General features: G+C 64.3%; 24 protein-coding genes and 1 pseudogene. 17 read left to right on the top strand and 8 right to left on the bottom strand.

The genetic code is table 11. From position 1 onward, the window contains the following. Window positions 1–190 precede the first annotated feature (190 nt). Both JFU04_RS18360 and JFU04_RS18355 read left to right on the top strand, forming a co-directional pair. Entirely contained in the window at window positions 191–2,230 is a 2,040-nt protein-coding gene (locus JFU04_RS18360; RefSeq protein ID WP_201145263.1) for an NADPH-dependent 2,4-dienoyl-CoA reductase, read from the top strand. A 57-nt stretch (window positions 2,231–2,287) separates the two neighbouring features. After that, window positions 2,288–3,202, top strand: a complete 915-nt coding sequence (locus tag JFU04_RS18355; RefSeq protein WP_201145261.1) for a 1-aminocyclopropane-1-carboxylate deaminase/D-cysteine desulfhydrase — start codon at window positions 2,288–2,290, stop codon at window positions 3,200–3,202. A 17-nt stretch (window positions 3,203–3,219) separates the two neighbouring features. Here the strand turns inward: JFU04_RS18355 and JFU04_RS18350 are convergent, their stop codons facing one another. From JFU04_RS18350 to JFU04_RS18340, 3 genes are all read right to left on the bottom strand, one after another. Beyond that, window positions 3,220–3,780, bottom strand: a complete 561-nt coding sequence (locus tag JFU04_RS18350) for a cytochrome b (RefSeq protein ID WP_201145259.1) — start codon at window positions 3,778–3,780, stop codon at window positions 3,220–3,222. A gap of 170 nt (window positions 3,781–3,950) precedes the next feature. Beyond that, a complete protein-coding gene (phnX, locus tag JFU04_RS18345; RefSeq protein WP_065901139.1) occupies window positions 3,951–4,778 on the bottom strand; it encodes a phosphonoacetaldehyde hydrolase in 828 nt (275 codons plus the stop codon). A gap of 50 nt (window positions 4,779–4,828) precedes the next feature. Next, window positions 4,829–5,983, bottom strand: a complete 1,155-nt coding sequence (locus tag JFU04_RS18340) for a 2-aminoethylphosphonate--pyruvate transaminase (protein ID WP_201145257.1) — start codon at window positions 5,981–5,983, stop codon at window positions 4,829–4,831. 113 nt (window positions 5,984–6,096) lie between these two features. Here JFU04_RS18340 and JFU04_RS18335 point away from each other — a divergent pair. Beyond that, window positions 6,097–6,956, top strand: a pseudogene (locus JFU04_RS18335) (LysR substrate-binding domain-containing protein). Here the strand turns inward: JFU04_RS18335 and JFU04_RS18330 are convergent. Beyond that, window positions 6,926–7,822, bottom strand: a complete 897-nt coding sequence (locus JFU04_RS18330; RefSeq protein WP_106803360.1) for a LysR substrate-binding domain-containing protein — start codon at window positions 7,820–7,822, stop codon at window positions 6,926–6,928. The pseudogene JFU04_RS18335 and the gene JFU04_RS18330 overlap by 31 nt on opposite strands. Before the next feature lie 257 nt (window positions 7,823–8,079). Between JFU04_RS18330 and JFU04_RS18325 the strand changes: the two genes are divergently transcribed. Both JFU04_RS18325 and JFU04_RS18320 read left to right on the top strand, forming a co-directional pair. Next, window positions 8,080–9,405 carry an MFS transporter gene (locus tag JFU04_RS18325; RefSeq protein WP_201145255.1) on the top strand — a complete coding sequence of 442 codons (1,326 nt, stop codon included), beginning with the start codon at window positions 8,080–8,082 and terminating at the stop codon, window positions 9,403–9,405. A 109-nt stretch (window positions 9,406–9,514) separates the two neighbouring features. Beyond that, a complete protein-coding gene (locus tag JFU04_RS18320; RefSeq protein WP_065901129.1) occupies window positions 9,515–10,222 on the top strand; it encodes a YebC/PmpR family DNA-binding transcriptional regulator in 708 nt (235 codons plus the stop codon). 84 nt (window positions 10,223–10,306) lie between these two features. On the opposite strand, the gene JFU04_RS18315 is transcribed toward JFU04_RS18320, so the two are convergent. Further along, window positions 10,307–11,611, bottom strand: a complete 1,305-nt coding sequence (locus JFU04_RS18315) for a protein kinase (protein ID WP_201145253.1) — start codon at window positions 11,609–11,611, stop codon at window positions 10,307–10,309. 39 nt (window positions 11,612–11,650) lie between these two features. Continuing rightward, entirely contained in the window at window positions 11,651–12,751 is a 1,101-nt protein-coding gene (gene zapE / locus JFU04_RS18310) for a cell division protein ZapE (RefSeq protein ID WP_201145251.1), read from the bottom strand. Window positions 12,752–12,950: 199 nt separating this feature from the next. On the opposite strand from zapE, the gene JFU04_RS18305 reads away from it, so the two are divergent. From JFU04_RS18305 to JFU04_RS18270, 8 genes are all read left to right on the top strand, one after another. Beyond that, the gene (locus JFU04_RS18305; protein WP_201145249.1) at window positions 12,951–13,214 is read left to right on the top strand and encodes a hypothetical protein; all 264 of its coding nucleotides are present in this window, start codon (window positions 12,951–12,953) and stop codon (window positions 13,212–13,214) included. 117 nt (window positions 13,215–13,331) lie between these two features. Then, a complete protein-coding gene (locus JFU04_RS18300; protein ID WP_201146424.1) occupies window positions 13,332–13,844 on the top strand; it encodes a Csu type fimbrial protein in 513 nt (170 codons plus the stop codon). A 101-nt stretch (window positions 13,845–13,945) separates the two neighbouring features. Further along, the gene (locus tag JFU04_RS18295) at window positions 13,946–14,470 is read left to right on the top strand and encodes a Csu type fimbrial protein (RefSeq protein ID WP_065901122.1); all 525 of its coding nucleotides are present in this window, start codon (window positions 13,946–13,948) and stop codon (window positions 14,468–14,470) included. Between the two features lie 20 nt (window positions 14,471–14,490). Next, window positions 14,491–15,027, top strand: a complete 537-nt coding sequence (locus tag JFU04_RS18290) for a spore coat protein U domain-containing protein (protein ID WP_065901120.1) — start codon at window positions 14,491–14,493, stop codon at window positions 15,025–15,027. Between the two features lie 5 nt (window positions 15,028–15,032). Then, window positions 15,033–15,533 (top strand): Csu type fimbrial protein, encoded by a 501-nt coding sequence (locus tag JFU04_RS18285; RefSeq protein ID WP_201145247.1) that lies wholly within the window; start codon window positions 15,033–15,035, stop codon window positions 15,531–15,533. 48 nt (window positions 15,534–15,581) lie between these two features. Beyond that, entirely contained in the window at window positions 15,582–16,358 is a 777-nt protein-coding gene (locus JFU04_RS18280) for a fimbrial biogenesis chaperone (RefSeq protein WP_065901113.1), read from the top strand. 58 nt (window positions 16,359–16,416) lie between these two features. Next, complete coding sequence (locus JFU04_RS18275) at window positions 16,417–18,726, top strand: fimbria/pilus outer membrane usher protein (RefSeq protein ID WP_201145246.1); 2,310 nt, start codon at window positions 16,417–16,419, stop codon at window positions 18,724–18,726. A 16-nt stretch (window positions 18,727–18,742) separates the two neighbouring features. Next, window positions 18,743–19,717: a spore coat protein U domain-containing protein gene (locus tag JFU04_RS18270; protein ID WP_201145244.1), complete on the top strand. Its 975-nt coding sequence runs from the start codon at window positions 18,743–18,745 to the stop codon at window positions 19,715–19,717. On the opposite strand, the gene JFU04_RS18265 is transcribed toward JFU04_RS18270, so the two are convergent. Beyond that, window positions 19,714–20,451, bottom strand: coding sequence for an anti-sigma factor family protein (locus JFU04_RS18265; RefSeq protein WP_201145242.1), 738 nt, complete (start codon window positions 20,449–20,451; stop codon window positions 19,714–19,716). The genes JFU04_RS18270 and JFU04_RS18265 overlap by 4 nt on opposite strands. Beyond that, a complete protein-coding gene (locus JFU04_RS18260; protein ID WP_065901106.1) occupies window positions 20,448–20,954 on the bottom strand; it encodes an RNA polymerase sigma factor in 507 nt (168 codons plus the stop codon). The genes JFU04_RS18265 and JFU04_RS18260 overlap by 4 nt, the downstream gene beginning before the upstream one ends. A gap of 198 nt (window positions 20,955–21,152) precedes the next feature. Between JFU04_RS18260 and JFU04_RS18255 the strand changes: the two genes are divergently transcribed. The 4 genes from JFU04_RS18255 (at window position 21,153) to JFU04_RS18240 (ending at window position 25,764) form a co-directional block, all read left to right on the top strand. Next, entirely contained in the window at window positions 21,153–22,742 is a 1,590-nt protein-coding gene (locus tag JFU04_RS18255; protein ID WP_201145240.1) for an amino acid adenylation domain-containing protein, read from the top strand. Further along, window positions 22,735–24,021, top strand: a complete 1,287-nt coding sequence (locus tag JFU04_RS18250; RefSeq protein ID WP_201145238.1) for a hypothetical protein — start codon at window positions 22,735–22,737, stop codon at window positions 24,019–24,021. The genes JFU04_RS18255 and JFU04_RS18250 overlap by 8 nt, the downstream gene beginning before the upstream one ends. Window positions 24,022–24,145: 124 nt before the next feature. Then, a complete protein-coding gene (locus JFU04_RS18245; RefSeq protein WP_120449015.1) occupies window positions 24,146–25,228 on the top strand; it encodes a catalase family peroxidase in 1,083 nt (360 codons plus the stop codon). After that, complete coding sequence (locus tag JFU04_RS18240; protein ID WP_065901089.1) at window positions 25,225–25,764, top strand: cytochrome b; 540 nt, start codon at window positions 25,225–25,227, stop codon at window positions 25,762–25,764. Before JFU04_RS18245 ends, JFU04_RS18240 begins: the two co-directional genes overlap by 4 nt. Window positions 25,765–25,771 lie beyond the last annotated feature (7 nt).

Below are 25,771 nucleotides of genomic sequence, written 5' to 3'. Positions count from 1 at the left end.
GTGCGGGGTTCGCCGACTAGGGTAGGGCCCATGCACCCGCTTGCCAAGGGGCGCTGTGCATTTGGATCAATAACTTGTCAGTTTCAGTCATTGAGCGCCGGCGGGCGGGCTCTTAGTCTGTGGGACATAAACCGATGGCACACCGTTCGAGTGCGCCACGTCCCGTGATGATCCGTTGTGGAGCTGTACCATGACCGCTGCTGCCTACCCGCACCTGCTGGCCCCGTTGGACCTGGGTTTTACCACCTTGCGCAACCGCACCCTGATGGGGTCGATGCACACTGGCCTGGAGGAAAAGCCCGGCGGCTTCGAACGCATGGCCGCTTATTTTGCCGAGCGTGCGCGTGGCGGCGTGGGCCTGATGGTCACCGGCGGCATTGGCCCGAACGATGAAGGTGGGGTGTATGCCGGCGCGGCCAAGCTGACCACCGACGAAGAGGCGCAGAAGCACAAGATCGTGACGAAGGCCGTGCACGAGGCGGGCGGCAAGATCTGCATGCAGATCCTCCACGCCGGCCGTTATGCCTACAGTCCCAAGCAGGTGGCGCCGAGCGCGATCCAGGCGCCGATCAACCCGTTCAAGCCCAAGGAGCTGGACGAGGAGGGCATCGAGAAGCAGATCCAGGATTTTGTCACCTGCTCGCTGCTGGCCCAGGTTGCCGAGTACGACGGCGTGGAAATCATGGGGTCCGAAGGCTACTTCATCAATCAGTTCCTCGCCGCGCACACCAACCAGCGTACCGACCGTTGGGGCGGCAGCTACGAAAACCGCATGCGCCTGGCGGTGGAGATCGTGCGCCGCGTCCGGGAAGCCGTCGGCCCGAACTTCATTATTATCTTCCGCCTGTCGATGCTCGACCTGGTTGAAGGCGGCAGCACCTGGGAAGAAATCGTGCAGTTGGCCAAGGCCATCGAACAAGCCGGTGCGAGCATTATCAACACCGGTATCGGCTGGCACGAAGCGCGCATCCCGACCATCGCCACCAAGGTGCCGCGTGGCGCGTTCAGCAAAGTCACCGCCAAGCTGCGCGGCGCGGTGCAGATTCCACTGATCACCACCAACCGTATCAACACGCCGGAGATTGCCGAGCAGATCCTCGCTGAGGGCGATGCCGACATGGTCTCGATGGCGCGGCCGTTCCTGGCCGATCCTGAGTTCGTCAACAAGGCCGCCGCCGGGCGCGCGGACGAAATCAACACTTGCATCGGCTGCAACCAGGCCTGCCTGGACCACACCTTTGGCGGCAAGCTGACCACCTGCCTGGTCAACCCGCGCGCCTGCTACGAAACCGAGCTGAACTACCTGCCGGTCAAGCAGATCAAGAAGATCGCCGTGGTCGGCGCCGGTCCTGCGGGCCTGGCGGCAGCCACCGTGGCGGCCGAACGCGGCCATCAGGTGACATTGTTCGACTCGGCCAGCGAGATCGGCGGCCAGTTCAATATCGCCAAGCGCGTGCCCGGCAAGGAAGAGTTCTTCGAGACCCTGCGCTACTTCAAGCGCAAATTGCAGACCACCCACGTCGAGCTGTGCCTCAACACCCGCGTGGATGTCCCGCAACTGGCGGCGGGCGGTTATGACGAGATCATCCTCGCTACTGGCATCGCGCCGCGCACGCCGGCGATCCCCGGCATCGACAACGCCAAGGTGCTGAGCTACCTGGACGTGATCCTCGAGCGCAAGCCGGTCGGCAAGCGCGTGGCGGTGATCGGCGCCGGCGGTATCGGTTTCGATGTGTCGGAATTCCTCGTGCACCAGGGCGTGTCCACCAGCCTGGACCGCGAAGCATTCTGGAAGGAGTGGGGCATCGACACCCAGTTGCAGGCGCGTGGCGGTGTGGCCGGTATCAAGCCGCAACCGCACGCCCCGGCGCGTGAAGTGTTCCTGCTGCAGCGCAAGACTTCCAAAGTCGGCGATGGCCTCGGCAAGACCACCGGCTGGATCCACCGTACTGGCCTGAAGAACAAGCAGGTGCAGATGCTCAACAGCGTCGAGTACCTGAAGATCGATGACCAGGGCCTGCATATCCGCATCGGTGCCGAGGGCGAGCCGCAGGTGCTGGCGGTCGACAATATCGTCATCTGCGCCGGGCAAGACCCGCTGCGTGAACTGCAGGACGGCTTGGTTGCGGCCGGCCAGAACGTGCACCTGATCGGTGGCGCCGACGTGGCGGCCGAGCTGGATGCCAAGCGCGCCATCAACCAGGGCTCGCGCCTCGCCGCCGAGCTGTAAGACGACGAAAGGGGCGGTGGTAGACTACCGCCCCTTTTTGCATGCAGACCCTTCCCGATGGGCCCCTTCGATTGGCTTCCCTACGCTCCGCTTGAACCTGTGCAGCTCGATTGGCTGGACGGCGTCGAGTTGGCCGTGCTGCGCCTCGACCGCATCGACCCGCTGATCAGCGGCAACAAGTGGTTCAAGCTCACCGAGCACCTCGCGCAAGGTCGGGCTGCTGGCGCCAGTGGGATCATCAGCCTGGGTGGCGCGCATTCCAACCATCTGCATGCGCTGGCGGCGGCGGGCAAGCGCTTTGGCTTTGCCACCGTCGGCCTGCTGCGTGGCCATGCGCAAGACACCCCCACCGTCCTCGACCTCAACGCCTTCGGCATGCAGTTGCACTGGCTGGGCTATGGCGGCTATCGCGCGCGGCATGCGCCGGATTTCTGGGGGCCGTGGCGCGAGCAGTACCCACACCTGCACCCGGTGCCCGAAGGTGGCGGTGGACTGGCGGGGGCGTTGGGCTGTGCGGTACTGGTGGAGCAGGTGCGCGCGCAATTGAGCGACATCGGCTGGGCGGATTATGACGGCTGGTGGCTGGCAGCGGGCACTGGTACCACGCTGGCGGGACTGGTGCTGGCGGAGGCGGGCGCGCATCCGGTGTATGGCGCGCTGGCGGTGCCCGATGACCATGGGGTTGCGCAGCAGGTACAGGCGCTGGTGCAGCACGGTTATCAATTGCTGGAGGCCAGCCGGGGCGGCTTTGCCAAGGTTGATCCGGAGTTGCTGGCCTTTATCGACGCCACCGAGCAAGCCTGTGGCCTGCCGCTGGAGCCGCTCTACACCGGCAAGGCGTTGCTGGTGTTGAAGCAGCAGATTGAAGCCCGCCGCTTCGTCTGTGGTACGCGCCTGATCTTTGTCCACACCGGCGGCTTGCAAGGCCGCCGGGGTTTCCCATCGTTGAGCTCAGGGCATCCGCGAGTGTGATCCAGCAGTCGATGGCGTTAGTGAATGCTCCCTCGCTTGCCGGGCATCATGCGCAACGCCGTGTTGTCACGCAGGATGTAATGATGAGCGATCCCCGCCAGTGCATGCAGCCCGATCAGCCAGTAGCCGATCTTGCCGAACAGCACGTGCCAGCTTTCAATCTCCTTGGCCAACCCTTTGTTTTCGGCAATCAGCGGCGGCAACTCGATGCCGTAGAACATCACCGAATGGCCTTCGGCACTGACGATCAACCAACCGGCAATCGGCATACCGATCATCAAGGCATACAGCGCCATATGCATCAGGGTGGCGAGCAGGGTTTGCCATTGCGGCGGCGCCGGCACGATCTTCGGCGCCACCCCCAGGCTGCGCGCAAACAGGCGTAGCCACACCAGCACAAACACGGTGAGGCCGAACATGAAGTGCATCTCGACGATCAGCGTCCGTGCGCCGCTGCCTTTGGGAAACTGGCCGCGCAGCTCAATGCAGGCGTAGACCACCGCCAGCAGCACCACCATCAACCAGTGCAACGCGATCGACATGGTGCTGTAACGCGTATCGGAATTTTTCCACGGCATCGCTGTGTTCCTCACTCATCAGGGCAAACCGGTGGCGAGGGAGCAAACTCCCTCGCCACCGGTACAGTTTCATCACTGGACAACATTGCGTTCTTGGGTGACGCAGTGACTTAACTGTATGCCGGTTTTGAGCGCTTTGCCTGGCGCGATTGCCGTTGTCTTGACCTCGATCAGTGGCTTTGCGGCATTTCACCGCGGGCCAGGCGCTGGTTGATGTCGGTGATCACTGCCGGCAACTCGTTGATCGTGTCGATCAGGTAGTGCGGTCGCGAGCCTTTGAACATCGCCTCGATGCGCTTGCGTTCGCTGGCCAGCGTGGCGGCGTCGAGTGCGCGGAACTGCTCGTAGGTCAGGCCCAGCGCGTTGCCGGAGCAGGTCAGGGCCACCGTCCACATGCCGGCGCGACGGCCTTCGAGGATGCCCGGCACGGTGTCGTCGACCTTCACGCAGGCGGCGACATCATCAATGCCCAGGGCGATCACGTTGGCCAGGGCCTGGGCCGGCCATGGGCGGCCGTTGGGCACTTCGTCGGTGGCCACCACGTGGTCGGCGATGTAGCCGTTGGTGGCGGCCAGGGCGACGACCTTGTCCATCACTTGCTTGGGGTAACCGGAGCAGGAACCGATCTTGATACCTTGCACACGCAGCCGTGCGATCGTGTCAAGGGCCCCGGGAATCAGCGCCGAGTGTTCGGCGATCTTCTCGATCTGCAGCGGCATGAAGCGCTGGTAGATGGCGGTCACGTCGTCATCGGTGGGCGTGCGGCCGAAGGCCTTGCGGTAGCGTTCGGCAACTTGCGGCTGGTCGCAGAGGGTGCGGATGTGGTCCCACTTGCCCATGCCCATCGGGCCACGGGCTTCTTCGATGGAGACTTGCACATCGAACTCGGCGAAGGCCTCGACGAAAATCTGCGTGGGCGCGAAGGAGCCGAAATCGACCACGGTGCCGGCCCAATCGAGGATCACGGCCTGCAGGGTGTTGGGGTTCTGATAGTTCATACACAAATCCTGTAGAAGCTGGCTTGCCAGCGATGAACGAAAATGAGGGGTTACAGAAGAACTGCGTCGCCGGTGATCGCCGACAAGCCGGCTCCTGCAGGTTCGAGCACATGCATGTCTTGCAGTGTCTGCGCGATCGCCGTGACCGCTGCCTGCATGCCTGTCGCATCGACGTGGCCGATGCAGCCCACGCGGAAGGTTTCGACCTGGGTCAATTTGCCCGGGTACAGAATGAAACCCTTGGCCTTGACCCGCTCGTAGAAGTCCTTGAACCGGTAGCGCGCATCTTGCGGGGCGTGGAAGGTGACGATGATCGGCGCCTGGATCTCGGCCGGCAGGAAGCTGCGCAGGCCGAGTGCGGCCATGCCGTCGAGCAGCGCCTGGCAGTTGTCGGCGTAGCGTTGATGGCGCGCGGGCAGGCCGCCTTCTTCGGCGTATTGCAGCAGCGCTTCGTGCAGCGCCGCGACCACATGCGTCGGCGGGGTAAAGCGCCATTGGCCGGTCTTGACCATGTAGCTGTGCTGGTCGAACAGGTCCATCGCCAGGGAGTGGCAGTTGCCCTGGGCGGCGGCGAGGGCCTGTTTTTCGGCGAAGACGAACCCCATGCCCGGCACGCCTTCCAGGCATTTGCCCGAGGCGGCGATCAGCGCATCGAACGGCACTTCACGGGCATCGATCGGCAGCGCCCCGAAGGAACTCATGGCGTCGATGATCAGGCGCTTGCCGTGGTCCTTGACCACTTGGGCGATCTCCGGCAACGGGTTGAGAATGCCGGTGCTGGTTTCGCAGTGGATCAACGCGACATGGGTGATGGCCGTGTCGGCGCGCAGCAGGCGGTCGACGTCGGCGGCGGTAGTGGGCTGGTCTTCGGCGGTTTCAAAGGTGCTGAAGTCGCGGCCGAGTACTTCGCAGATTTTTGCCAGGCGCTTGCCGTAGGCGCCGTTGATCAGCACCAGGACCTTGCCGTCACGCGGCACCAGGGTGCCGATGGCGGCTTCGACGGCGAAGGTGCCGCTGCCTTGCAGGGGCACGCAATGGTGGCTGTCTGTGCCGTGAAGGATCGCCAGCAGTTGCGAGCAGACGCTGGCAGTGAGGGCATTGAAACGGTCATCCCAGGACCCCCAATCCACCATCATCGCCTGACGCGTGCGGTTCGATGTGGTCAAGGGGCCAGGGGTCAGCAGGATCGGCGCGGCAGTGGTCATCTCAAGTCCTCGCAAGGCATCGGGGGTTGAATCTACGGGGCCTAAATTGCAGCTTGGCTTGTCATCAATCAAATTGTTTGTTGTTATGCGAGCTATCAGTGAGGCCGATAGCTATGAACCTGTTCCAACTGCGCGCATTCGATGCCGTGGCCCGCGAGGGCAGTTTTACCCGTGCGGCGGCGCGGCTGTTCATCAGCCAACCGGCGGTGACCGGGCATATCAAGGCCCTGGAAGAGCATTACCAGATCCCGCTGCTGCGCCGCACCGCACGCCGCGTGGAGCTGACCGAGGAGGGCGCGCGCCTGGCCGCGATCACCCGTGCGATCTTCGGCCTGGTCGACGAAGCGCAGACGATGCTGGAGGCCAACCGGCAGTTGCTCACCGGGCGCCTGGAGGTGGCGGCGGACGGCCCGCACCTGGTCATGCCGATGATCGCGAGCCTGCGTGCGCGCTACCCCGGGATTACCGTCAACCTGCGCCTGGGCAACGCCCAGGAAACCCTGGCGGCACTGTTGTCCGAGCATGCGGATGTGGCGGTACTCACCGAGGTCGAGCCGCGCAGCGGCCTGCACCTGCAACCCTTGAGCGAGTCGCGGATCTGCGCCCTGGTGCCGGCCAGCCACCCGTGGGCGCAGCAGTCCAGGGGATTCGCCTGGAGCAACTCGACGAGGTGATCATGGTGTTGCGCGAGCCCAGCTCCATCACCCGCCGCACCTTCGACGCGGCGTGCGCGGCGTCGGGGGTGCAGCCCAAGGTGCTGCTGGAACTCGACAGCCGTGAGGCGGTGACCGAAGCCGTCGCTGCCGAGCTGGGCGTCGGCGTGGTCTCATCGATGGAAGTCAGCCCGGACCCGCGGGTGCAGGCCGTGGCAATCCAGGGCGAGGGGCTGCGCAACCGGCACATGCTCGGCTGCATGGAGCGGCGCCGCGCATTGCGCTTGATTCAGGCGTTTTTCGAGTTGGCGCCCGGCTGAAGGCTGTCGCGCACGATCTGCAGGAACGTCGCTACCACCCGCCGCGAACTTTGCTCCTTGAGGCACACCAGGGTTTCCTTCATGCGCTGGCTGCAGTCGCGGATGGGCATGGCGTACACCCGCGAGTCGGCGCCGAACTCCGCCGCCGAGACCACCCCCACGCCAATCCCCACCACCACCGCCTCACGCGCGGCCTCACGGCCTTCGACCTGGATCGCCGGGCGAATGCGCAGGCCGGCCTGGCTCATTTCCTGCTCCAGCGTCTGCCGGGTGACCGAGCCGATTTCGCGCAGCACCAGCGGCGTGTCATCCAGGTCGGCCAGGCAGATCGACTCACGCCCGGCCCAGGGGTGATTGCGCGCGACGAAGGCGAGCAACTGGTCGTCGGGCAACGGCAGTGACAGCAGGCGCTCATCGTCGACATCGCGGCCGAGCAAGGCCAGGTCGGCCTGGTAGTTGTACAGGCGAAACAGCGATTCGTCGGTGTTGCCGGTTTCGATCTTGACGCTGATGCCCGGGTACAGCTGGCAAAACCGCGCGATCTGCGGCAGCACGTGCACCGGGGCATCCACGGCGAGGGTGAGGGTGCCGGTGAGCAGCGCGCGTGAGTCCTGCAGCAACTCCTCGGCTTCGGCTTCGATCACAAACAGGCGCTGGGTGATGGCCAGCAGACGCTCGCCCAGATCGGTCAGGCGCACCGAGCGCTTGTTGCGGTGGAACAGCAGCACGCCGAAGCGTTCTTCGAGTTTGCGCACCTGGTCGGAAATCGCCGGCTGCGTCAGAAACAGGCGTTCGGCGGCCTGGGTGAAACTGCCGTGTACGGCCACCGCATGGAAGGCCTTGAGCTGGGCGTGGGACACCGACATCGCTGATCCTCTTACAAGCTGGGCTTATATTTGAAATACGATAAATCGATTTTACCTATTAGTCAGCCATTGCTTTGATACGCCTCAACCGCCGTAGGTTGAGTCCTACAACCACGGCGGTCATGGGACCTGGGACACAGGTCTCATCTGACCAATGCCACCGTGTCCACGGCTCGGCATTGCAGTGCTCAACCATAAAAAGAACAGGCATTTGCTTCTCGATTCTGCCGGCACACTCACCTGAGGTCAGAACCACCATGAATATCCCAATGGGTAGCATCAAGCGTTGGCGCGTGCAGATTTTCGCCATCACCTGGCTGGCGTACGCGGCGTTCTATTTCACTCGCAAAGCGTTTTCCGTGGCCAAGCTGGGGATCGTCGACGACCCGAGTTTCCCCCTCGATAAAATGATGATGGCCAACCTGGATGGCATTTACCTGGCGGCCTATGCGGTCGGGCAGTTCACCTGGGGCATGTTGGCCGACCGCTTCGGACCGCGGGTGGTGGTGCTCGGTGGCTTGCTGATTTCCGCTGCCGCCGCGCTGGTGATGGGCACCTTTGCGACCTTGCCGATCTTTGTCACCTGCATGCTGATCCAGGGGCTGGCGCAGTCCACCGGCTGGTCGGGGCTGTGCAAGAACCTTGGCAGTTTCTTCCCGGCGCAGCAGCGTGGGCGGGTGCTCGGGCTGTGGAGTTCGTGCTACGCGTTCGGCGGCCTGGTGGCCTCGCCCTTTGCCGGGTGGTGGGCCTACACGTTGATCGGCACGTGGCACGCGGCGTTTATCTCGAGTGCGGCGGTGGTGGGGGTGGTGGCGCTGTTGTTCTTCATCTTCCAGCGCAACACGCCCGAAGATGTCGGCTTGCCGGCAGTCGAACCCGAGCCGGTGATGACCGCCGAGGAAAGGGCGGCCGCAAAACGCATCAGCGTGTTGGAGCCACTGCGCGCGATCCTGCGCAACCGCACGGTGCTGACCTTGGGCCTGGCGTATTTCCTGCTGAAACCGGCGCGTTACGCGATCCTGTTGTGGGGGCCGGTGATCGTCTACGAGCAGATGCCCTCGGTGGGCAAGGTCGGCGCGGCGATTGTGCCGACCGCATTTGAACTGGCCGGGTTGCTTGGACCGATTCTGATCGGGCTGGCGTCCGACAAGCTCTTCGGCGCGCGGCGCATGCCCGCCTGTGTACTCAGCCTGCTGGCCCTGACCGTGGCCCTCGCGTTGTTCATGGGCGCGCTGCACACCGGCAGTGTGATGCTGGTGATGGCCTTGCTGTTTGTCATGGGCCTGACCCTGTACGGGCCGGACTCGATGATCAGCAGCACTGCCGCCATCGACTTCGGCACCGCCAAGGCCGGCGCCACGGCGGCAGGCTTTGTCAACGGTTGCGGCTCGGTGGGCGCGGTGCTCGGCGGCTTGCTGCCGGGTTACTTCGACACGGTCACGGTGTTCATCGTGTTTGCCGGCGCGGCGCTGTTTTCTTCGCTGGTGTTGATGCCCTATTGGAACGCCAGGCCGGCGGTGCTGGCCGAGGTCGGCGATTTTGTGCCGGACCGCAACGTCACGATCAAACCCTTGCGCACCTGACAGGCTGGCCGGTTTTTTGGTGGATTAGAGTGTTTTTGCCCTATAAACTCTGCCCCCAAAGCGCCGGCCAGTAGACGTTTCGGCGCGATGGACGAAAAGAGAGTGAGTCATGGGCGCACAGTGGAAAGTCAAACATAAAGAAGCGGCAGCCAATGCCAAGGGCAAAATCTTCGGCAAGCTGGTGAAAGAAATCACCATCGCCGCCCGCAACGGCGCCGACACCGCGACCAACGCCCACCTGCGTCTGGTGGTGGAGCAGGCCAAAAAAGCCTCGATGCCCAAGGAAACCCTGGACCGCGCCATCAAGAAGGGCGCCGGTCTGCTCGGCGAAACCGTGCAGTACCACCGCGTGACCTACGAAGGGTTTGCCCCGCACCAGGTGCCGTTGATCGTCGAGTGCGTGACCGACAACATCAACCGTACCGTGGCGGAAATCCGCGTGGCCTTCCGCAAGGGTCAGCTGGGGGCTTCCGGCTCCGTGGCCTGGGACTTCAACCACGTCGGCCTGATCGAAGCTTCGCCGGACAGCCCTGACGCTGACCCGGAAATGGCCGCGATTGAAGCCGGCGCACAGGATTTCGAAGACGGCGAGGAAGAGGGCACCACCCTGTTCATCACCGAGACCACCGACCTCGACGCCGTGCAGAAAGCGCTGCCGGAGCAGGGCTTCACCGTGTTGTCGGCCAAGCTGGGCTATATCTCCAAAAACCCGGTGACGGGTTTGAGCGATGAGCAGATGGCCGAAGTCGAAGCCTTCCTCGAAGGCCTGGACAACCATGACGACGTGCAGGATATGTTCGTCGGCCTGGCCGGCTGATACAGCGTGTTGAACCCCCCCTGTAGGAGTCCGGCTTGCCGGCAATGGCCTGTTTGAGACGGCCATCGCCGGCAAGCCGGGCTCCTACAAGGTTTGCAGCGTGGCTTGTATCGCCTCGAAACCTGGCCGGGCGAGTACGTCGGGTTGGCAGCACTGCTCCCGCAAGCCCTCCAGCACCAGGCGTGTCGCCTCGCTCAACCCTTCGTCAACCCGCTCCAGCAACTCCCCCAGCAACACACCAAACGCGCGCACTTCAATGCGCTGCAACGCGCGAGTCTCCAGGGTGTCCGCCGTGGCATGGAACGACGCCGCGCCAAAGTCCCCGAGCAGGCAATCGCCCGCCGCATTCCACAGGACATTGTGGCCGTACAGGTCGCCATGGGTGATGCCGTGCCGGTGCAAGTGCGCGGCTACCGAGGCAATGCCGCGCGCCATGCGCAGCGCTACCTCGAGACTGAAACGGGTGTCGGGTGCGTAGATGTCGCGGGTGCACGAGGCCAGGCTCGGCAGGGCGGCGAGGTTGCCGTAGCTCGGGTCGATCAGGTCCATCACCAGCGCGGCCTGGTCCTCTGGATGGCCACTCACGCGGCCCTGCACCTTGATCAGGTTGGGGTGCAGCCCGGCGGCGATGCAGGCCTGCATTTCGTGCAGCGGCGAGCCATCGCTGGTGATCGTGCCCTTGTACAGCTTGACGGCGACGGGTAGCGCCTGCGGTTTCCACAACGCCTTGCGAATCACCCCGGAGGCACCTTCGCCGAGCACTTCGGCCAGTTCCAGTTCGGTCCAGGGAATGGTCGGCGTGGTGTCATCCGCGGCTATCTCCACGGCCATTTCCACTGGGTTGCCGGCATAGGCCAGCCAGGTCAGGCTCGGCAGCGTCAGCAGCCATTCGGGTAGGCGCGTGAAGCGGTTGGACGCGATGCGCAGCAGTTCGAGGTTGTGGCAGTTGGCCAGGCTTGGCGGCAGGGCGCTCAGCCGGTTGCCGGCCAGCATCAGTTTTTGCAGCAGCGGCCGCGCGCCCAGCTCATCGGGCAATTGGTCGATGCAGTTGTCGGTGAGGATCAACCAGCGCAACAACGGTGGCAACGCGGCGGCGGGCACGCGGCTGATGCGGTTGGCCTTGAAGCCGATCATGCTCAGCTTCGCGCACTGGCCAAGGCATTCCGGCAGGTCGGTAAAGGCGTTGTCCGAGCAGAACAGCACGCGCAGGTGCGGCAGGCGGTGCAGATCATCGGGCAAGCTGCTCAGGGCGTTGCCACTGAGGTTGAGGATTTCCAGGGAGTCGGCCAGCGTGAAGATTTCCGGCGGGAATTCAGTCAGCCCGCAGGACAGGTCCAGGCGTGTAATACCGGCCAATTGGCCAGCCTTGAGTTGGGCGAGGGTATGCATGAACGGCGCGGTCACTCGGCAAAGGGACGTGGAAGGCGCTCATGATACCGGGTCGGGCAGGGCTTGCGGGTTGGCCTGCTGCAATTGGTTCAGGCGGCTGGCGGTGCGCGCAAGGTCGATGGCCTGGCCTGCCAGGCACTCGGCCAGCGGCCGTTCACCGATCAGGGTCAGGTGCTTGTCCTGGTCGTAGAGCACGTCCACCAGGTTGATGAAGCGCTGCTGCACGGCAATCGGGCAATCGCCCAGTAGGGGCAGGCCGTCGATGATCCAGTCGTCGAAGTTTTTGCACAGCAGCAGGTAGTCCATCACCGCCGTGGGCTGCTCGCACAGGTCGTTGAAGGTGAAGGCGACGGTGCGCCCCTGGTGCCAGCGCACCCTTAATTGCCGGGTGCCGACCGCCAGCGTGAGCGCCGGGCAATCCGCCGCCGGCACCCCGAACGCCGCACGCTGCGCCGGGCTGCCGGGCCAGATGAACGGCCCCTGGGTGAAGCGCTGCTGGCCGTGATTGTGTGGCAGGCCCCGGTAATCCTGGGGCGCGTTGACCTCCATGACGTCCATGCGCGCGCCGATCAGCTCGATCACCGGCTTGAAGCGCTGGTGATACAGCGGGTTGGGCAACAGCCCTTCGGGCGGGTAATTGGAGGTCACCAGCACCACCACGCCGCGCTCGAACAAGGCCTTGAACAGGCGGGTGATGAGCATCGCGTCGCCGATATCGTGGACATGGAACTCGTCGAAACACAGCACGTGGCAGCCTTCGAGCAATTCATCCAGGGTGACCGCAAGGGCGTCGGGCTGCTGGCGATGGCGGAACATGCCTTGATGCAGGCGGGCGAAAAAGTCGTGGAAGTGCACCCGCTGCTTCTGCGCCAGGGGCAGCGCCTGGAAGAACCCGTCGAGCAACCAGCTTTTGCCGCGCCCCACGGCGCCGTGCAAGTACAGGCTGCGCGGCGTGTGCTGCTGTTGCAGGGCAGCGGCTATCTGCGCCATGCGCTCGATAACCTGTTGCTGGCTCGGGCTCAGGGTGTAGCCCTGGCGCCGGGCCTTGCGCTGGAAGTACGTGGACACGTCATCGGACGTGGCGGTAGCGGCGGCAGGCTTGCCGAACAGTCGGCGCAGGGCGGGGGGAAGGACAGCCAAGGGCGAGGGTTCCGTGGGGTGAATGGCGTTAGGGTGCAGCGCTCGCGCTAATTTAACCAATACAAAATGTGGCGGCCAGCGATCTCAAAAAGAGACCGGTCACCGCGCGTCGGCTGAGCGCCGAAATCGATGCAGGCACATAGCCATCTCGGATATCCTTGGCGGCGTTTCCTACCTCGCGGTTTCCTCAAGGTCATTCATGTTCGTCATCCATCGCCTCTTGCTGGTCGTGGGCGCCTGCTGCCTGTGGGTCAACCCTGCGCAGGCGGTGGTCAGCAGCGGGCAGATCAGCGCGCAGCTGGTGATCACTGCCGGCTGTGAAGTCAGCCCGGGCAGCGCTGCAAGCCGCCCGCTCGTGCGCTGCAGCACTGCCTCCGACAGCCCCACCGAATTTACCGTCAGCACCGAGCAGGCCCCCCAGGAAGATGGCAGCCCGCGCACCTTGGTGACGCTGAACTGGTAACAAACGTACAACATTTTTGACAGTCGTATTTCTGACGCGACTGGCAGCTTTGCCCTCCACTGCTAACCTGATCCTGGTACGCCATTCCTCAAAAGGATTGAGGCCGTGAATGGATCTATGGTTTTGGCCATCGTAGGCACGCTGTGCAGCGCGCAAGCGTTGGCCACACAATTGCAGGTGGAGGTGCGCGTCAATGTGATGCGTGGCTGCCAGTTGGTCGGTCTGACGCATGACGCGGGGATCGAGCAGCTCGGTGTGCTCGATTTCGGCAGCACCGCCCGTCTCGACAACCCCGCCGGCCCCTTGAGCGCTGCGCTGACCAGCACGCGCCAGCCACGCCTGGAATGCAATCCGGACACCCCTTATCAAGTGCGTATCGACGGCGGCCTGCATGGTGGCATCGGCGAGGTGCGCTACCTGGCCGGGGAGCGGCATGCCTCGCCGATTCCCTATCGTCTTTACCGCGATGCCGCCCGACGCGTGGCATTGCCAGTCAATGAAACAGTGAGCGGCACGGTGCCCGACAGTGGCTCGGTGGAGTTGCCGCTGTATGCGCGCATCGAACCCCTGGCTCAAATCCCCGCAGTGAGTCGCTACAGCGACGTGGTGAAGGTCACGGTGACCTGGTAAGCATTTTTGTGCAGTGACTGCCGGGTGGACTCGGCAGGTAAAGGAATGTCGCCCAAGGTTGGGTGGCCAACTGGTTTTATCCTGATGGAAGTGGGATCGATATGAAGCACTTCACCTGTACCGCGCTGTTGCTCAGCCCCCTGTTGTTGGTTGCGGGGGATGCCGAGGCGGTCGTCACCGGCAGCATCCAGGCGCGGCTGGTGATCCTGCCGGCCTGCCAGGTGAGCGCCGGTGCCCAGGACCTGCCTGCCAACCTGGGCCAACTCGATTTCGGCAATCAGGGCCCGACCTGGACCCGCCCGCTCAACGCCAATGTCGAGGGCAATGGCGGGGCGCTGCAAGTCACCTGCAATGCCTCGGTGCGCGGCTTTACCGTGACCATCGACGGTGGCGTCAACGGTGACGGCACCACCCGGCGCCTGAGCAATGGCCGCCAGACTATTCCCTATCGACTCACGGCCGATGCCGCCGGGACGGACATCTATCGCATTGGCCAGCAACGCAATTTCGCCGTCAGCGCCGGCAGCCTGGGACCGATCCCGGTCTATGGCGCGGTGGTGGCGAATACCAGCGCACTTCCCGCCGGCACCTACCGCGACACCCTGACGGTCACGCTGGATTGGTAATTCAACAGAGGAAAAGCACCATGCAATCACTCGCTTTGCGTCTCGCTGTACCTGTTCTGGGCCTGGCCCTTGCCGCCGGTGCGCAGGCCGCCACCACCGTGACCGGGCAGATCAGCTCCAGCCTGATCCTGACCAGCAGTTGCCTGGTCAACGGCGGTGCGGGTACCACCAACCTGAACTTCGGTAGCCTGAACTTCGGCACCACCACCAGCCTGTTCACGCAGACCGGCACACAACTGGTGGCAGCCGGCGGCGGCGCGGTGTCGATCCAATGTTCGTCCGGCACCACGCCCACGGTGACCATCCAGGGCGGCCTGCATGACGGCCAGTCCACCGGCGGCACCCGCGCGCTGTATGACGGCGTGGCCAACTTCGTGCCCTACGATCTCTACACCGACTCGGGCTTCAACAATCTCCTGGCGGCCAATGGCGTGATCAACCTGGCGGCCAGCACGGGCGCAGCGCAGACCATCAACCTGTGGGGCAAGGCGGTGGGTAAAGCCGGGCTGCCGGCGGGCACCTACACCGATACCATTGCCGTGCAATTGAGCTTCTGAGTGCGATGGCCGGGCATGGATGCGCCGCTGTGCTGCTGGCCTGTGCGTGCAGCGTGCCGCTGCCACTGGCGGCGGTCACCGGTACGAGTTTCCAGGTCAGCGCCAGCATCATTGCCGGCTGCCTGGTGGTAGGCGGTGGCAGCAATTACGGCAACCTCACGTACGGCAGCTATTCGGCGTTGTCCACCAGCACGGTGTCGACTGCGCTGGCCAGCAGCGTGCAGTTGCAATGCACGCCCGGCGTGACCCTGGCCATGAGCGTGGACGGTGGGCAGAACAACAGCAGCGGCCGGCACCTCAAGCTCAACAGCGGCACGGCGCAGGTGGCCTATCAGCTCTACCGCGATGCGGGGTTCAGCCAGGCGCTGGGGATCAGCCAGAGCGTGAATGTGGCCTACAGCAATGCGAACAACATCACGCTGCCGATCTACGGCCGGGTGGTGCTGCCGGGGAATCAGCCGGCGGGGACCTACAGCGATGTGGTGCAGGTCCAGCTGACCTTCTAGGGACATGTGAATTGAAGTGGTTTTCAATCTAAGGAGCAGAGCTTGCCTATGTGTTTACCCCCGTCCCTGCGTCAAGGGCTGCTGGCCATGGCCCTGCTGGGCGCAAGCCAGGTGCAGGCCGCCAGCTCGGTGCTGATCTGGCCGATCGACCCGGTGCTGGAGGCTGATCAACAGGCCAGTGCACTGTGGTTGGAAAACCGTGGTACTGAAACCGCCAACCTGCAGGTCCGCGTGTTTGCCTGGCGCCAGAACGGTTTCGATGATCAGTACCAGAACCAGCGTGATGTGATCGGCAGCCCGCCGGTGGCCCGTATCGAACCGGGACAGAAACAACTGGTGCGCCTGACCCGTACCAAGGACGTGCCACCGGGCCAGGAGTTGGCGTATCGCATCATCATCGATGAGATCCCCGCGCCCCGGCAGCCGGGCGCCGAGGATGGCAAGACGGCCGCGTCGATCCAGTTCCAGATGCGTTACTCGGTGCCGCTGTTCGCCTACGGCGCGGGGCTGTGGAGCAAGGAAGACCTGACGCGCCAGCGCGACCCCAAGGGCGCCGGCGTGCCGGACCTGACCTGGCGCAAAGTGGCCGAGGGCGGACGCTCCTACATCGAGATCCGCAACCAGGGCGCGGTGCATGCACGGCTGACGGATGTGGCCGTGAAGCAAGGTGGCCAGAACCGGCCGGTGACCGAGGGCCTGATGGGCTACGTGTTGCCGGGCGCAACCATGCGCTGGCCAGTGCCGGAACCCTTGGCCAGTGGCCAGGAGTTACTGCTTAAAGTCAACGGTGCGCCGACGGTACAGAGCGTCAAGCCCGGCCCGTAAAAGACAGGGAGTGAGCTGAGTGTCGGCTCGTTGTATCCAAACAGTGCGATGGATCGCCATGGGGTGTTGCTGTCTGGTGTTTATCCCGCGGGTCGATGCCGGTGAGCTGCCGCCACCGCCCACCAGCCTGGAGGCCATGCCCGATGCCCAGTTGTACCTGCAATTGCTGGTCAACCAGATGGACACCGGCAAGGTCATCGTGGTCGAGCAGCGGGCGGGGCAGCTGTACATGCCCGCCGCTGACCTGCAGGCGATCGGCATGAAATTGCCCGCCTCGGTGTCCGCCGAAGTGGCCCTGGACCAGTTGCCGGGGCTGCACAGCGAATACGACAGCCAGGGCCAGCGCCTGCTCTTGAGCGTGCCGCCGGACTGGCTGCCGGCGCAGTTCCTCGGCAACCGCAAGGCGTACCCGCGCACCGAGGCGATGACCAGCTTCGGCGCGATGCTCAACTATGACCTGTACCTGAACGACACCGATGAGGCCGGCACCTACCTCGCTGCCTGGAACGAAGTGCGGGTGTTCGACACCTGGGGCACCGTCTCCAACACCGGGCAATACCGCCGCAGTTTCGGCGCGAACGCCGGCAATGGGCTGGACAACGGCTACCTGCGCTATGACACCACCTGGCGCTATTCGGACGATGAAAGCCTGTTGACCTACGAGGCCGGCGACCTGGTCAGCGGCGCCTTGCCGTGGAGCAATTCGGTGCGCCTGGGCGGTGTGCAGCTGTCGCGCGATTTCGGCGTGCGCCCGGACCTGGTGACCTACCCCTTGCCGCAGTTCGCCGGCGAGGCGGCGGTGCCGTCTTCGGTGGACCTGTTTATCAATGGCTTCAAGTCGTCCAGCGACAACGTGCAGCCGGGGCCCTACACCCTGACCAATATCCCGTTCATCAACGGTGCGGGCGAGGCGGTGGTGGTGACCACCGATGCCCTTGGCCGGCAGGTGTCTACCACGGTACCGTTCTATGTCACCAGCAGCCTGCTGCAAAAGGGCCTGTCGGATTTCTCGGTGGCTGCCGGTACCCTGCGCCGCGACTACGCGCAGCAGGATTTTCGCTATGGCCAGGGTGTCACCTCCGGCAGCCTGCGGTATGGCGTCAGCGATGTGTTCACCCTGGAAAGCCACGCCGAAGCGTCCAATGACCTGACCCTGGGCGGCGTTGGCGGCAACGTACGGCTCGGCTCGTTTGGCGTGCTCAACAGTGCGGTCAGCCAGAGCCGTTTCGACGGGCGCGAGGGTCAGCAAGTCAGCCTCGGCTATCAATACAGCAGCCAGCGCTACAGCCTCTCGTACCAACGGCTGGAACGGCATGCGCAGTATGCCGACCTCACCGTGATCGACTCGCCCTACATCAGTTTGAGCAAGCGCAGCGAGCAGGTCACTGCCAGCCTCAACCTCGACAGCTGGGGCAGCCTGGGCGCTGGTTATTTTGATATCCGCGCCGCCGATGATTCGCGCACGCGCTTGCTCAACCTGACCTGGAACCGCCCGCTGTGGGGCAACAGCAGCTTTTACTTGTCGGCCAACCGCGAGATCGGCGACAGCAACTGGGCGGTGCAGGCCCAAGTCGTGATCCCGTTCGACCTCGATGGCAGCCTGAGCATGAGCATGGAGCGCAGCACCTCCGGCGAGAATCGCCAGCGGGTCAATTTCAGTCGTGCGGTGCCGGGCCCCGGCGGCGTGGGCTACAACCTCGGCTACGCACATGGCCAGGGCCCGGATTACCGCCAGGCCGACCTGACCTGGCGCCTGCAGTCGGTGCAATTGCAGGCCGGCGTCTACGGCAGCAGCGACGCCGAAACTCGCTGGGCCGACGCCAGCGGCTCGCTGGTGTGGATGGACAAGCATGTGTTTGCGGCCAACCGGATCAACGATGCCTTTGTGGTGGTGAGTACCGACGGCTACGCCAAGGTCCCGGTGCGTTATGAAAACCAACTGGTCGGCGAAACCGACCAGAGCGGCCGCCTGCTGGTGCCGTGGAGCAGCGGTTATTACCGCGGCAAATATGAAATCGATCCGCTGAACTTGCCGGCCAATGTGCTGAGCCCATCGGTGGAGCAACGGGTGGCGGTGCGTCGCGGCAGCGGCTATCTGCTGGAGTTTCCGCTGACCCGGATCAACGCTGCCAGCATTGAACTGGTGGATGAACACAATACGCCGTTGCCGCTGGGCGCGACCGTGCTGCATGAGCAGAGCGGCGCGGCGGCGGTGGTGGGCTGGGATGGCCTGGTGTACCTCGACCGGTTGGCGGCGCAGAACACCTTGCGCGTGACCCTGGGCGGCGGCGCCAGTTGCCAGGTGCAGTTTGCCCTGCCGAAATCCAGTGAGCAGGTGCCGATGATCGGGCCATTGGTTTGTCGATAGACACAGGAGGTGTCGGGTGAAAGTGCGGGGTGTGGTAGCGGGGTTGGTGTTGAGCGGGTTGGCGTCCCAGGTTCAGGCGTTGTGTTCGGTGGTGGCGACCAATGCGGCCGGGTTCGGCTCGGTGAGTTCGATCCTGGTGCGCACCACCACCCAATCCACTTCGACCACCAACGGCGGGTTGCGCTGTACCGGTTCGCTGTTGTCGCTGCTCACCACCAATGACCACTTCTACGCCACCATCACGTCCTCAACGGCCGGCATGGTCGGCCCCACCGGTGATGTGATCGGCTACAACCTGTACGCGACCAACAACACCGGTGCTGCGTATCTGATCACACGCGGTGCCCAGTATGATTTCGCGCGCAACGGCATCATTGACCTGCTCGGCCTGTTGGGGGGCTCTACGCCCAAGACGGTGCCGCTGTACCTGGGGACGATTACCGGCAGTAACGTTGCGGCGGGGATCTATACCGAAACCCTGAGCATTTTCTGGGATTGGAGCTACTGCTCTGGCATTGGCGCGCTGGGCATCTGCCTCGGGCGCGATACCAATTCGGGGACGACCACCTTGACGGTGAACATGACCGTCACCAACGACTGCACGATCACCGCGCCGAATATCAGCTTCGGCGGCGCGCCGGTGGTGAGTGCCTTCGGCACGGTCAACCAGACCATCAACATTTCCTGCACCAAGGGCAGCGCCTACACGGTGGGGCTCGACCCGGGCCAGAACGCCAATGCCGGACGCCGACGGATGGTTTCGGGGGCCAATTACCTGTCCTACGACATCTTCCAGAGTGCCGGCACCACCGTGTGGGGCAGTGTCGGCGCCGCGCGCCGCGCGAGTACCAGCGCCGAGGTCAACCCCGGCAATGGCATGGGCAGCAACGGTGCCCAGGTGTTCAACTACAACGCCAGGATCTACACCGACCAGACCACACCCCCGGCCGGCACCTATACGGATAACGTGATCCTCGACGTCGGCTTTTAGAACTTCTGCATCGGCGGGGCGGGCTGGTCCGCCGGGCTGACCACTGCGTAGTTGTAGCCGGCGCCGGACCAGTACTGCGCCTGCAGCCCATCCGCGCTGCGGCTGCCACGCGGCAAGAAGCCGTTTTCCGGACCCGGTGGGCGGATATAGAAACTGATACGCCGGCCTTGCGCGTCCTGGTACAGCACCATGGCCGCCGCCCCTTGCTCGGTAGTAAGCAGGCGCCCGCTGACGGGGGTGAAGCCTGCGGCGCTCAAGTCGGGCAGGCGGTGGGCCTGGTTGAAGTAGCGGTCCAGCCAGGCCTGCATGTTGCCGCCGTCCTGGACGTTATAGTCGGCGGGCATGATGCCGTCCTGGGCAAACAGACGGAACGCCTGCATCGCATCGGCCATCGGCAGCAACGGCGGCTGGGTGGCTTCGCGCGCCTGCCAGCCGCCGACCCCGCCGAGGCTGACGGCCACCAGCAGCACCGCCGCTGTGGCCCAATGGCGGCGCGAGCGCTGCTGGATGCGCTGGCGGATCAGCGCGGGGTCCAGGTCAGGGTTGGCCGGCTGTTGCAGGGCCCCGCCGAGGGACGCGCGCAGCAATTGCGCATCCTGTTGCCAGGCGTGGACCTGGGCCGCGACGTCGGGGTGGGCCGCCAGCCAGGTTTCAAGGACACGGCGATCGCTCTCCAGGAGCTGGTGATCGACGTAGGCGTGCAAATCGCGTTCGCTGGGGGGCAGGCTGATCATTTGAGTCTCCGCAGGGAAGGGCTGGCTATTTCACCATCGCTGAGTTGGCGCAGGGCCTGGCGCGCGCGGGACAGGCGCGACATCACCGTGCCGACCGGCACCTCGAGAATCTCGGCGACCTCCTTGTAGCTCAAGCCCTCCACCGACACCCATAACAGCAGGGCGCGCTGTTCGGTGTTGAGTTGATCGAAGGCTTGCAGGGTCGACTGGGCAATGACCGTGCGCTCCACCGACGGCTGCGCATCATCCCGACCGGTAAAGAACTCCAGCATGCGGGCGTAACGCCGGGTGCGTCGATGCGCATCGAGAAACTGCCGATAGAGGATCGAAAACAGCCACGCCCGCACGTCGCCTTCGAGGCGCTTGTCGGCCCAGCGGGTGATCGCCCGTTCCAGGGTCGACTGCACCAGGTCGTCGGCGCTGCTGGCGTTACGGGTCAGGGACACGGCAAAACGCCGCAACCTGGGGATGAGTTCACGTAACTGTTCGTCGAGTGCATGCATGGGAATGGGAGTCTAGCCGGTTGTGCTGAGGTAGACGCCGGCCGCTGTAGGTTATTCCATCCGCGTGCGAAAGAATCTTGCGCTATGTGGTTTATACGTTTCGGTATTGTTCGTAGGCCTGTAATCGCGGGCACTGCCCTCTCTCCACCCTTGTATCTGTCGACACTCAGTCGGCAGTTAACCGCAGAGGGTGTGTCCATGACGTTTTCACCACAGGATAAATCGCAATTTTGCCGACAGGCGCTTGCGCACTGGCCCGTCGCACAGCAGGACCTGTTTGAACGCTGGGCGCGCGGCCCGTCGGCCCCACCGGGACATGGCTGTGTGCACCACGCTATCGAAAGGCAGGCGGCGCTGGCGCCCGACGCCACGGCCGCCGTGTGCCAGGGGCAGCGCATCAGCTACGCGCAACTTGACCGGCAGGCCAATCGGTTGGCCATGCGTTTGATCGAGCAGGGGGTGAAACGCGGTGACACGGTGGCGCTGTTTGTCGAGCGCTCGATCCCGATGCTGGTAGGGTTGCTGGCGGTGATGAAGGTCGGCGCGGCGTATGTGCCGCAAGACGCCAGGATCGTGCCGCCGATGCAATTGGCGTTGGTCCTTGAAGCGTTGTCCAGCCCGCTGATCCTGACCCTGTCGCCACTGCTGGAGCGCCTGCCCGAGACGCACGCGTCGCAGTGCCTGTGCCTCGATGAGTTCCTGGCCGAAGTCCCCTGGATCGCCCAGGACAATCAGCCGGTGTGCGCTGCCGTCGACCCTGACGACCTGTGTTTTGTGCTGTTTACCTCGGGCACCACCGGGCGCCCCAACGGCGTCCGTGTCAGCCATCGCAATCTGTGCAACATTTTGCTCACCGAGCCCGGGCGGATGGGCATGGCGCCGGGGCGCACGGTGGGGCAGATCCTCAATATCGGCTTTGACATGGCTGCCTGGGAAATCCTCGGCTGCCTGGCCCATGGCGCGACGCTGATGATTCGCGGCAAGCACATCGCGCCAACGGCGGCGCAGTGTGACGTGCTGATCGCAACGCCGTCGATATTGGCCACCCTCGAGCCTCGGCAGTGCCCTCTCCTGAAGGTGGTTGCGGTGGCAGGCGAGCCTTGCCCGCAAGGCCTGGCCGATCACTGGGCGGGCCACTGCGACTTCTACAACGGCTGTGGACCCACCGAAACCACCATCGTCAATACGCTGCACCGGCATGTGCCCGGCACGTTGCTGACCATTGGCCAGCCCACGCCCAATAACACGGTGTATGTCCTTGACGCTCAGGGTCAGGCCTGTGCACTGGGCGAGATCGGTGAAATGTGGGCCGGCGGTGCCGGTGTCACAGCAGGCTACCTCGGCAATCCAGAGCTGACCGCGCAGCGCTATCGGCCGGACCCTTTTATCGGTGCCGGCGCGCTGATGTTCCGCACCCGCGACCTTGGCCGCTGGACCCGCGACGGACAGCTCGAACACCTCGGGCGGGTGGATGACCAGGTCAAGGTGCGTGGGTTTCGCGTGGAGCTGGACGCGGTGTCCGCCACGCTGGAAGCCCGCACAGACTGCACGCGGGCGGTCACGCTGAAACTCGATGACCGCCATCTGGTGGCATTCGTGTCACCGGCCGGCGTCGATATCGATGCCTGCCGCCGGCACTGCGAGCAGCGCCTGGCCTATTACTGCGTGCCGTCGCGGATCTACGCGCTGGATCAGTTGCCGCTGACGAGCCGCGGCAAGGTGGATAAGGCGCTGCTGCTGCAATGGGCGCGTCAACGCCAGGCCGTGAAGGAGACCGGTGATGCTTGATGCCCTGACCCAGGTCGTTGTGACGCCCAAGGCGCGGTTATGGCGAAGGCTCGCCGCGCAGCCATTGTTTTCCTATTACCACCGCCTGTTTGCCCTGGTGATGCTCACCAATGCCCTTGTTGTCTGGCTAGGGCCTGGCGTGCAGGCCATGGGCGTGGACACGCTGTCGAGCATGGTCCTGATCAACCTCTCGCTGGCCACGCTGATCCGTCAGCAGTACGTGATCAATGCGCTGTTCTGGTGGGTGACGCGGGTGCCAACCCGCTGGCCGTTGTGGCTGCGTCGGCGTGTGGCGAAGGTTTACCACGTGGGTGGGCTGCACAGTGGCGCCGCGGTGGCGGCGACGGGCTGGTTCGCTTCCTTGTTCGGGGTGCAGGTCTTGCAGCAGTTGCGCGAGCCGGGCAGCGTATCGGCCGTCTGGTTGTGGCTGAGCGCTGTGCTGATGACCTTGCTGCTAGTGATGGTCGCCATGGCGCTGCCATGGGTGCGAGGGCGCTTCCACAATGGCTTCGAACGTGTGCACCGCTTTGCCGGCTGGAGTGTATTGCTGCTGTTCTGGGGACTGGCGTGGCAGGCCTCCACCGAACAGCAGGCCAGTGGCACGTTCTGGATGCTGGGGCTACTCAGCCTGAGCATTGCCCTGCCATGGCTGCGCCTGCGCAGAGTACCGGTCGACAGTCTGCGGCCATCCCGGCATGTGGCTATCGTGCGCTTCACCCACACCACGCCGTTTACCGGCTCCTCCACCAGCATCAGCCTGAACCCTTTGTTGGAGTGGCATTCGTTCGCCAATATTCCTGCGCCGGGCGAGCTCGGGTTTCGGCTGATCATTTCGCGGGCAGGGGATTGGACGGGCCGGTTTATCGAGCACTTGCCGTCGCATGTGTGGGTCAAGGGAATCACCACGGCCGGCGTGGCGAATGTCGAGACGCTGTTCAAATCGGTGCTGTACGTCGCCACCGGCAGCGGCATCGGCCCGGTGCTCCCGCATTTGCTGGCGGGCAACGTGCCTGTGCGGTTGCTCTGGTCGGCACGCAGCCCGCGACAGACCTACGGCGATGCACTGGTCGACGAAATCCTGCGGGCCGAGCCCGACGCGTTGATCTGGGACACCGATGCGCGCGGTCAACCGGACCTTGTGCAACTGGCCTGCGCCGCCGTGCACACCTATGACGTGGAGGCGGTGATTTGCATCGCCAACCAGCACCTGACCCGTCGCGTGGTGCAGGCGCTGGAAGCCCGGGGCATCCCAGCCTATGGCGCGATCTGGGATTCCTGAACCCCCGCGCGATACTCCGGCAGTGCATCTGCTTTGAAAAAAACTACAGTGAACAGGGAATAAACCTACATGGGATTCGTCTCATAGCACTTTTCCCCTGCGGCCATGTGCCCTGGAGCTTTTCATGGTAGATCACTCATCACCGCCTAAACCGCCACTCAGCCGCGCCAGCCTGGTTCTAAGGCTGGCGTGTATTGGTGGCGTGGTGGCGGTTATGGCCGGGGCATTTGCCTACGTCAATGGCACCCTCGACCCACAACGCCTGCGGCCGAAAACCCTGGTCAATGCTCTCGAAACCAACAACGGCGTGCACCCCGGATTCCGGCGTAACCACGCCAAGGGCATCTGCGTGGCGGGCTACTTCGAAAGCAGCGCCGAGGCCCGTGCCTATTCCAGCGCCCAGGTGTTCAACGCGGACAAGACCCCGGTGGTCGGCCGCTTCGCCTTGCCCAGCGGCAACCCGTATGCGCCGGACAGCAGCGTGCCGATCCGCAGTTTCGCCGTGCAGTTCAGCCAGGCCAACGGCCAGCAATGGCGCACCGGGATGAACAGCATGCCGGTGTTCCCGGTAGGCACGCCCGAGGCGTTTTACCAGATGCTCAAGGCGGGCGCGCCCGACCCGGCCACCGGCAAGCCGAACCCGGCGAGCATGCCGGCGTTTTTCGCCGCGCATCCGGAGACGGCGGCGTTCCTGGCGTGGGTCAAGACGGCCAAGCCTTCGGCCAGCTATGCCACCGAAACCTACAACGGTATCAATGCGTTTTACCTGGTAAGCGCGCAGGGCAAGCGCCAGGCGGTGCGTTGGGGCGTGGTGCCGCAGAGCCAGGATGCGCCGGGGGATAGCGCGCCGGCAGGTAACGATTTTCTCGAGAAAGACCTGGTGCAACGCCTGGCTGCCGGGCCGTTGCGCTGGCAGTTGAACATGACGCTGGCCAACCCCGGCGACCCGCTGGACGATGCCAGCAAAACCTGGACCGGCGAACATACCGTGCTGAATGCCGGCACCCTGGTGTTGCAGAGCAGCCAGCCGCAGGCGGACGGCGATTGCCGTGACATCAACTTTGATCCGTTGGTGTTGCCTAGCGGCATTGAAGCCTCCAACGACCCATTGCTGGCCGCCCGGTCGGCGGCGTACGCCAGCTCGTACCTGCGCCGCGCCGGTGAAGTCAGCCCGCTGCACAGTGCCCCCCAGGAGTCGAAGCCATGAATGCCCAACCACGGTTTTTCGCGCCCCTGGCGCGCCTGCTGCACTGGCTGATGGCGCTGATGGTGATCGCCATGCTGTTTATCGGCGCGGGTATGGTGGCCTCGGTGTCAGAGCGGCATGAGTGGCTGATTCACCTGCACAAGCCGCTGGGTATCGCGATCCTGGCATTGGTGATCGTGCGGCTGGCGGTGCGCTTTTCCACGCGTCAACCGCCATTGCCCGCCGACTTGCCGCTGTGGCAGGTGCTGGCGGCCAAAGCCTCTCACGTGGTGTTGTATGCGTTGATGCTGGTGTTGCCGCTGCTGGGCTGGGCGATGATTTCGGCGGCGGGCGATCCGGTGATGCTCGGCAGCGCGGTGCAATTGCCGGCACTGGTCGGCGCGAACGCGCCGCTGTTTGCGCTGTTGCGCAAGGCCCACGGTTTTCTGGCTTATCTGCTGTTCCTGACGGTGCTGTTGCACCTGGCGGCAGCGTTGTTCCATGGGCTGATTCGGCGTGACGGTGTGCTGCAAAGCATGACCGGCACCCGGGACTGATGCCGTG

Source organism: Pseudomonas sp. TH21 (assembly GCF_016651025.1).
GTDB classification, from domain to species: Bacteria; Pseudomonadota; Gammaproteobacteria; order Pseudomonadales; family Pseudomonadaceae; genus Aquipseudomonas; species Aquipseudomonas aylmerensis.
The sequence above is the reverse complement of the archived record's forward strand: the minus strand, read 5'-3'. Positions and strand labels throughout refer to the sequence as shown.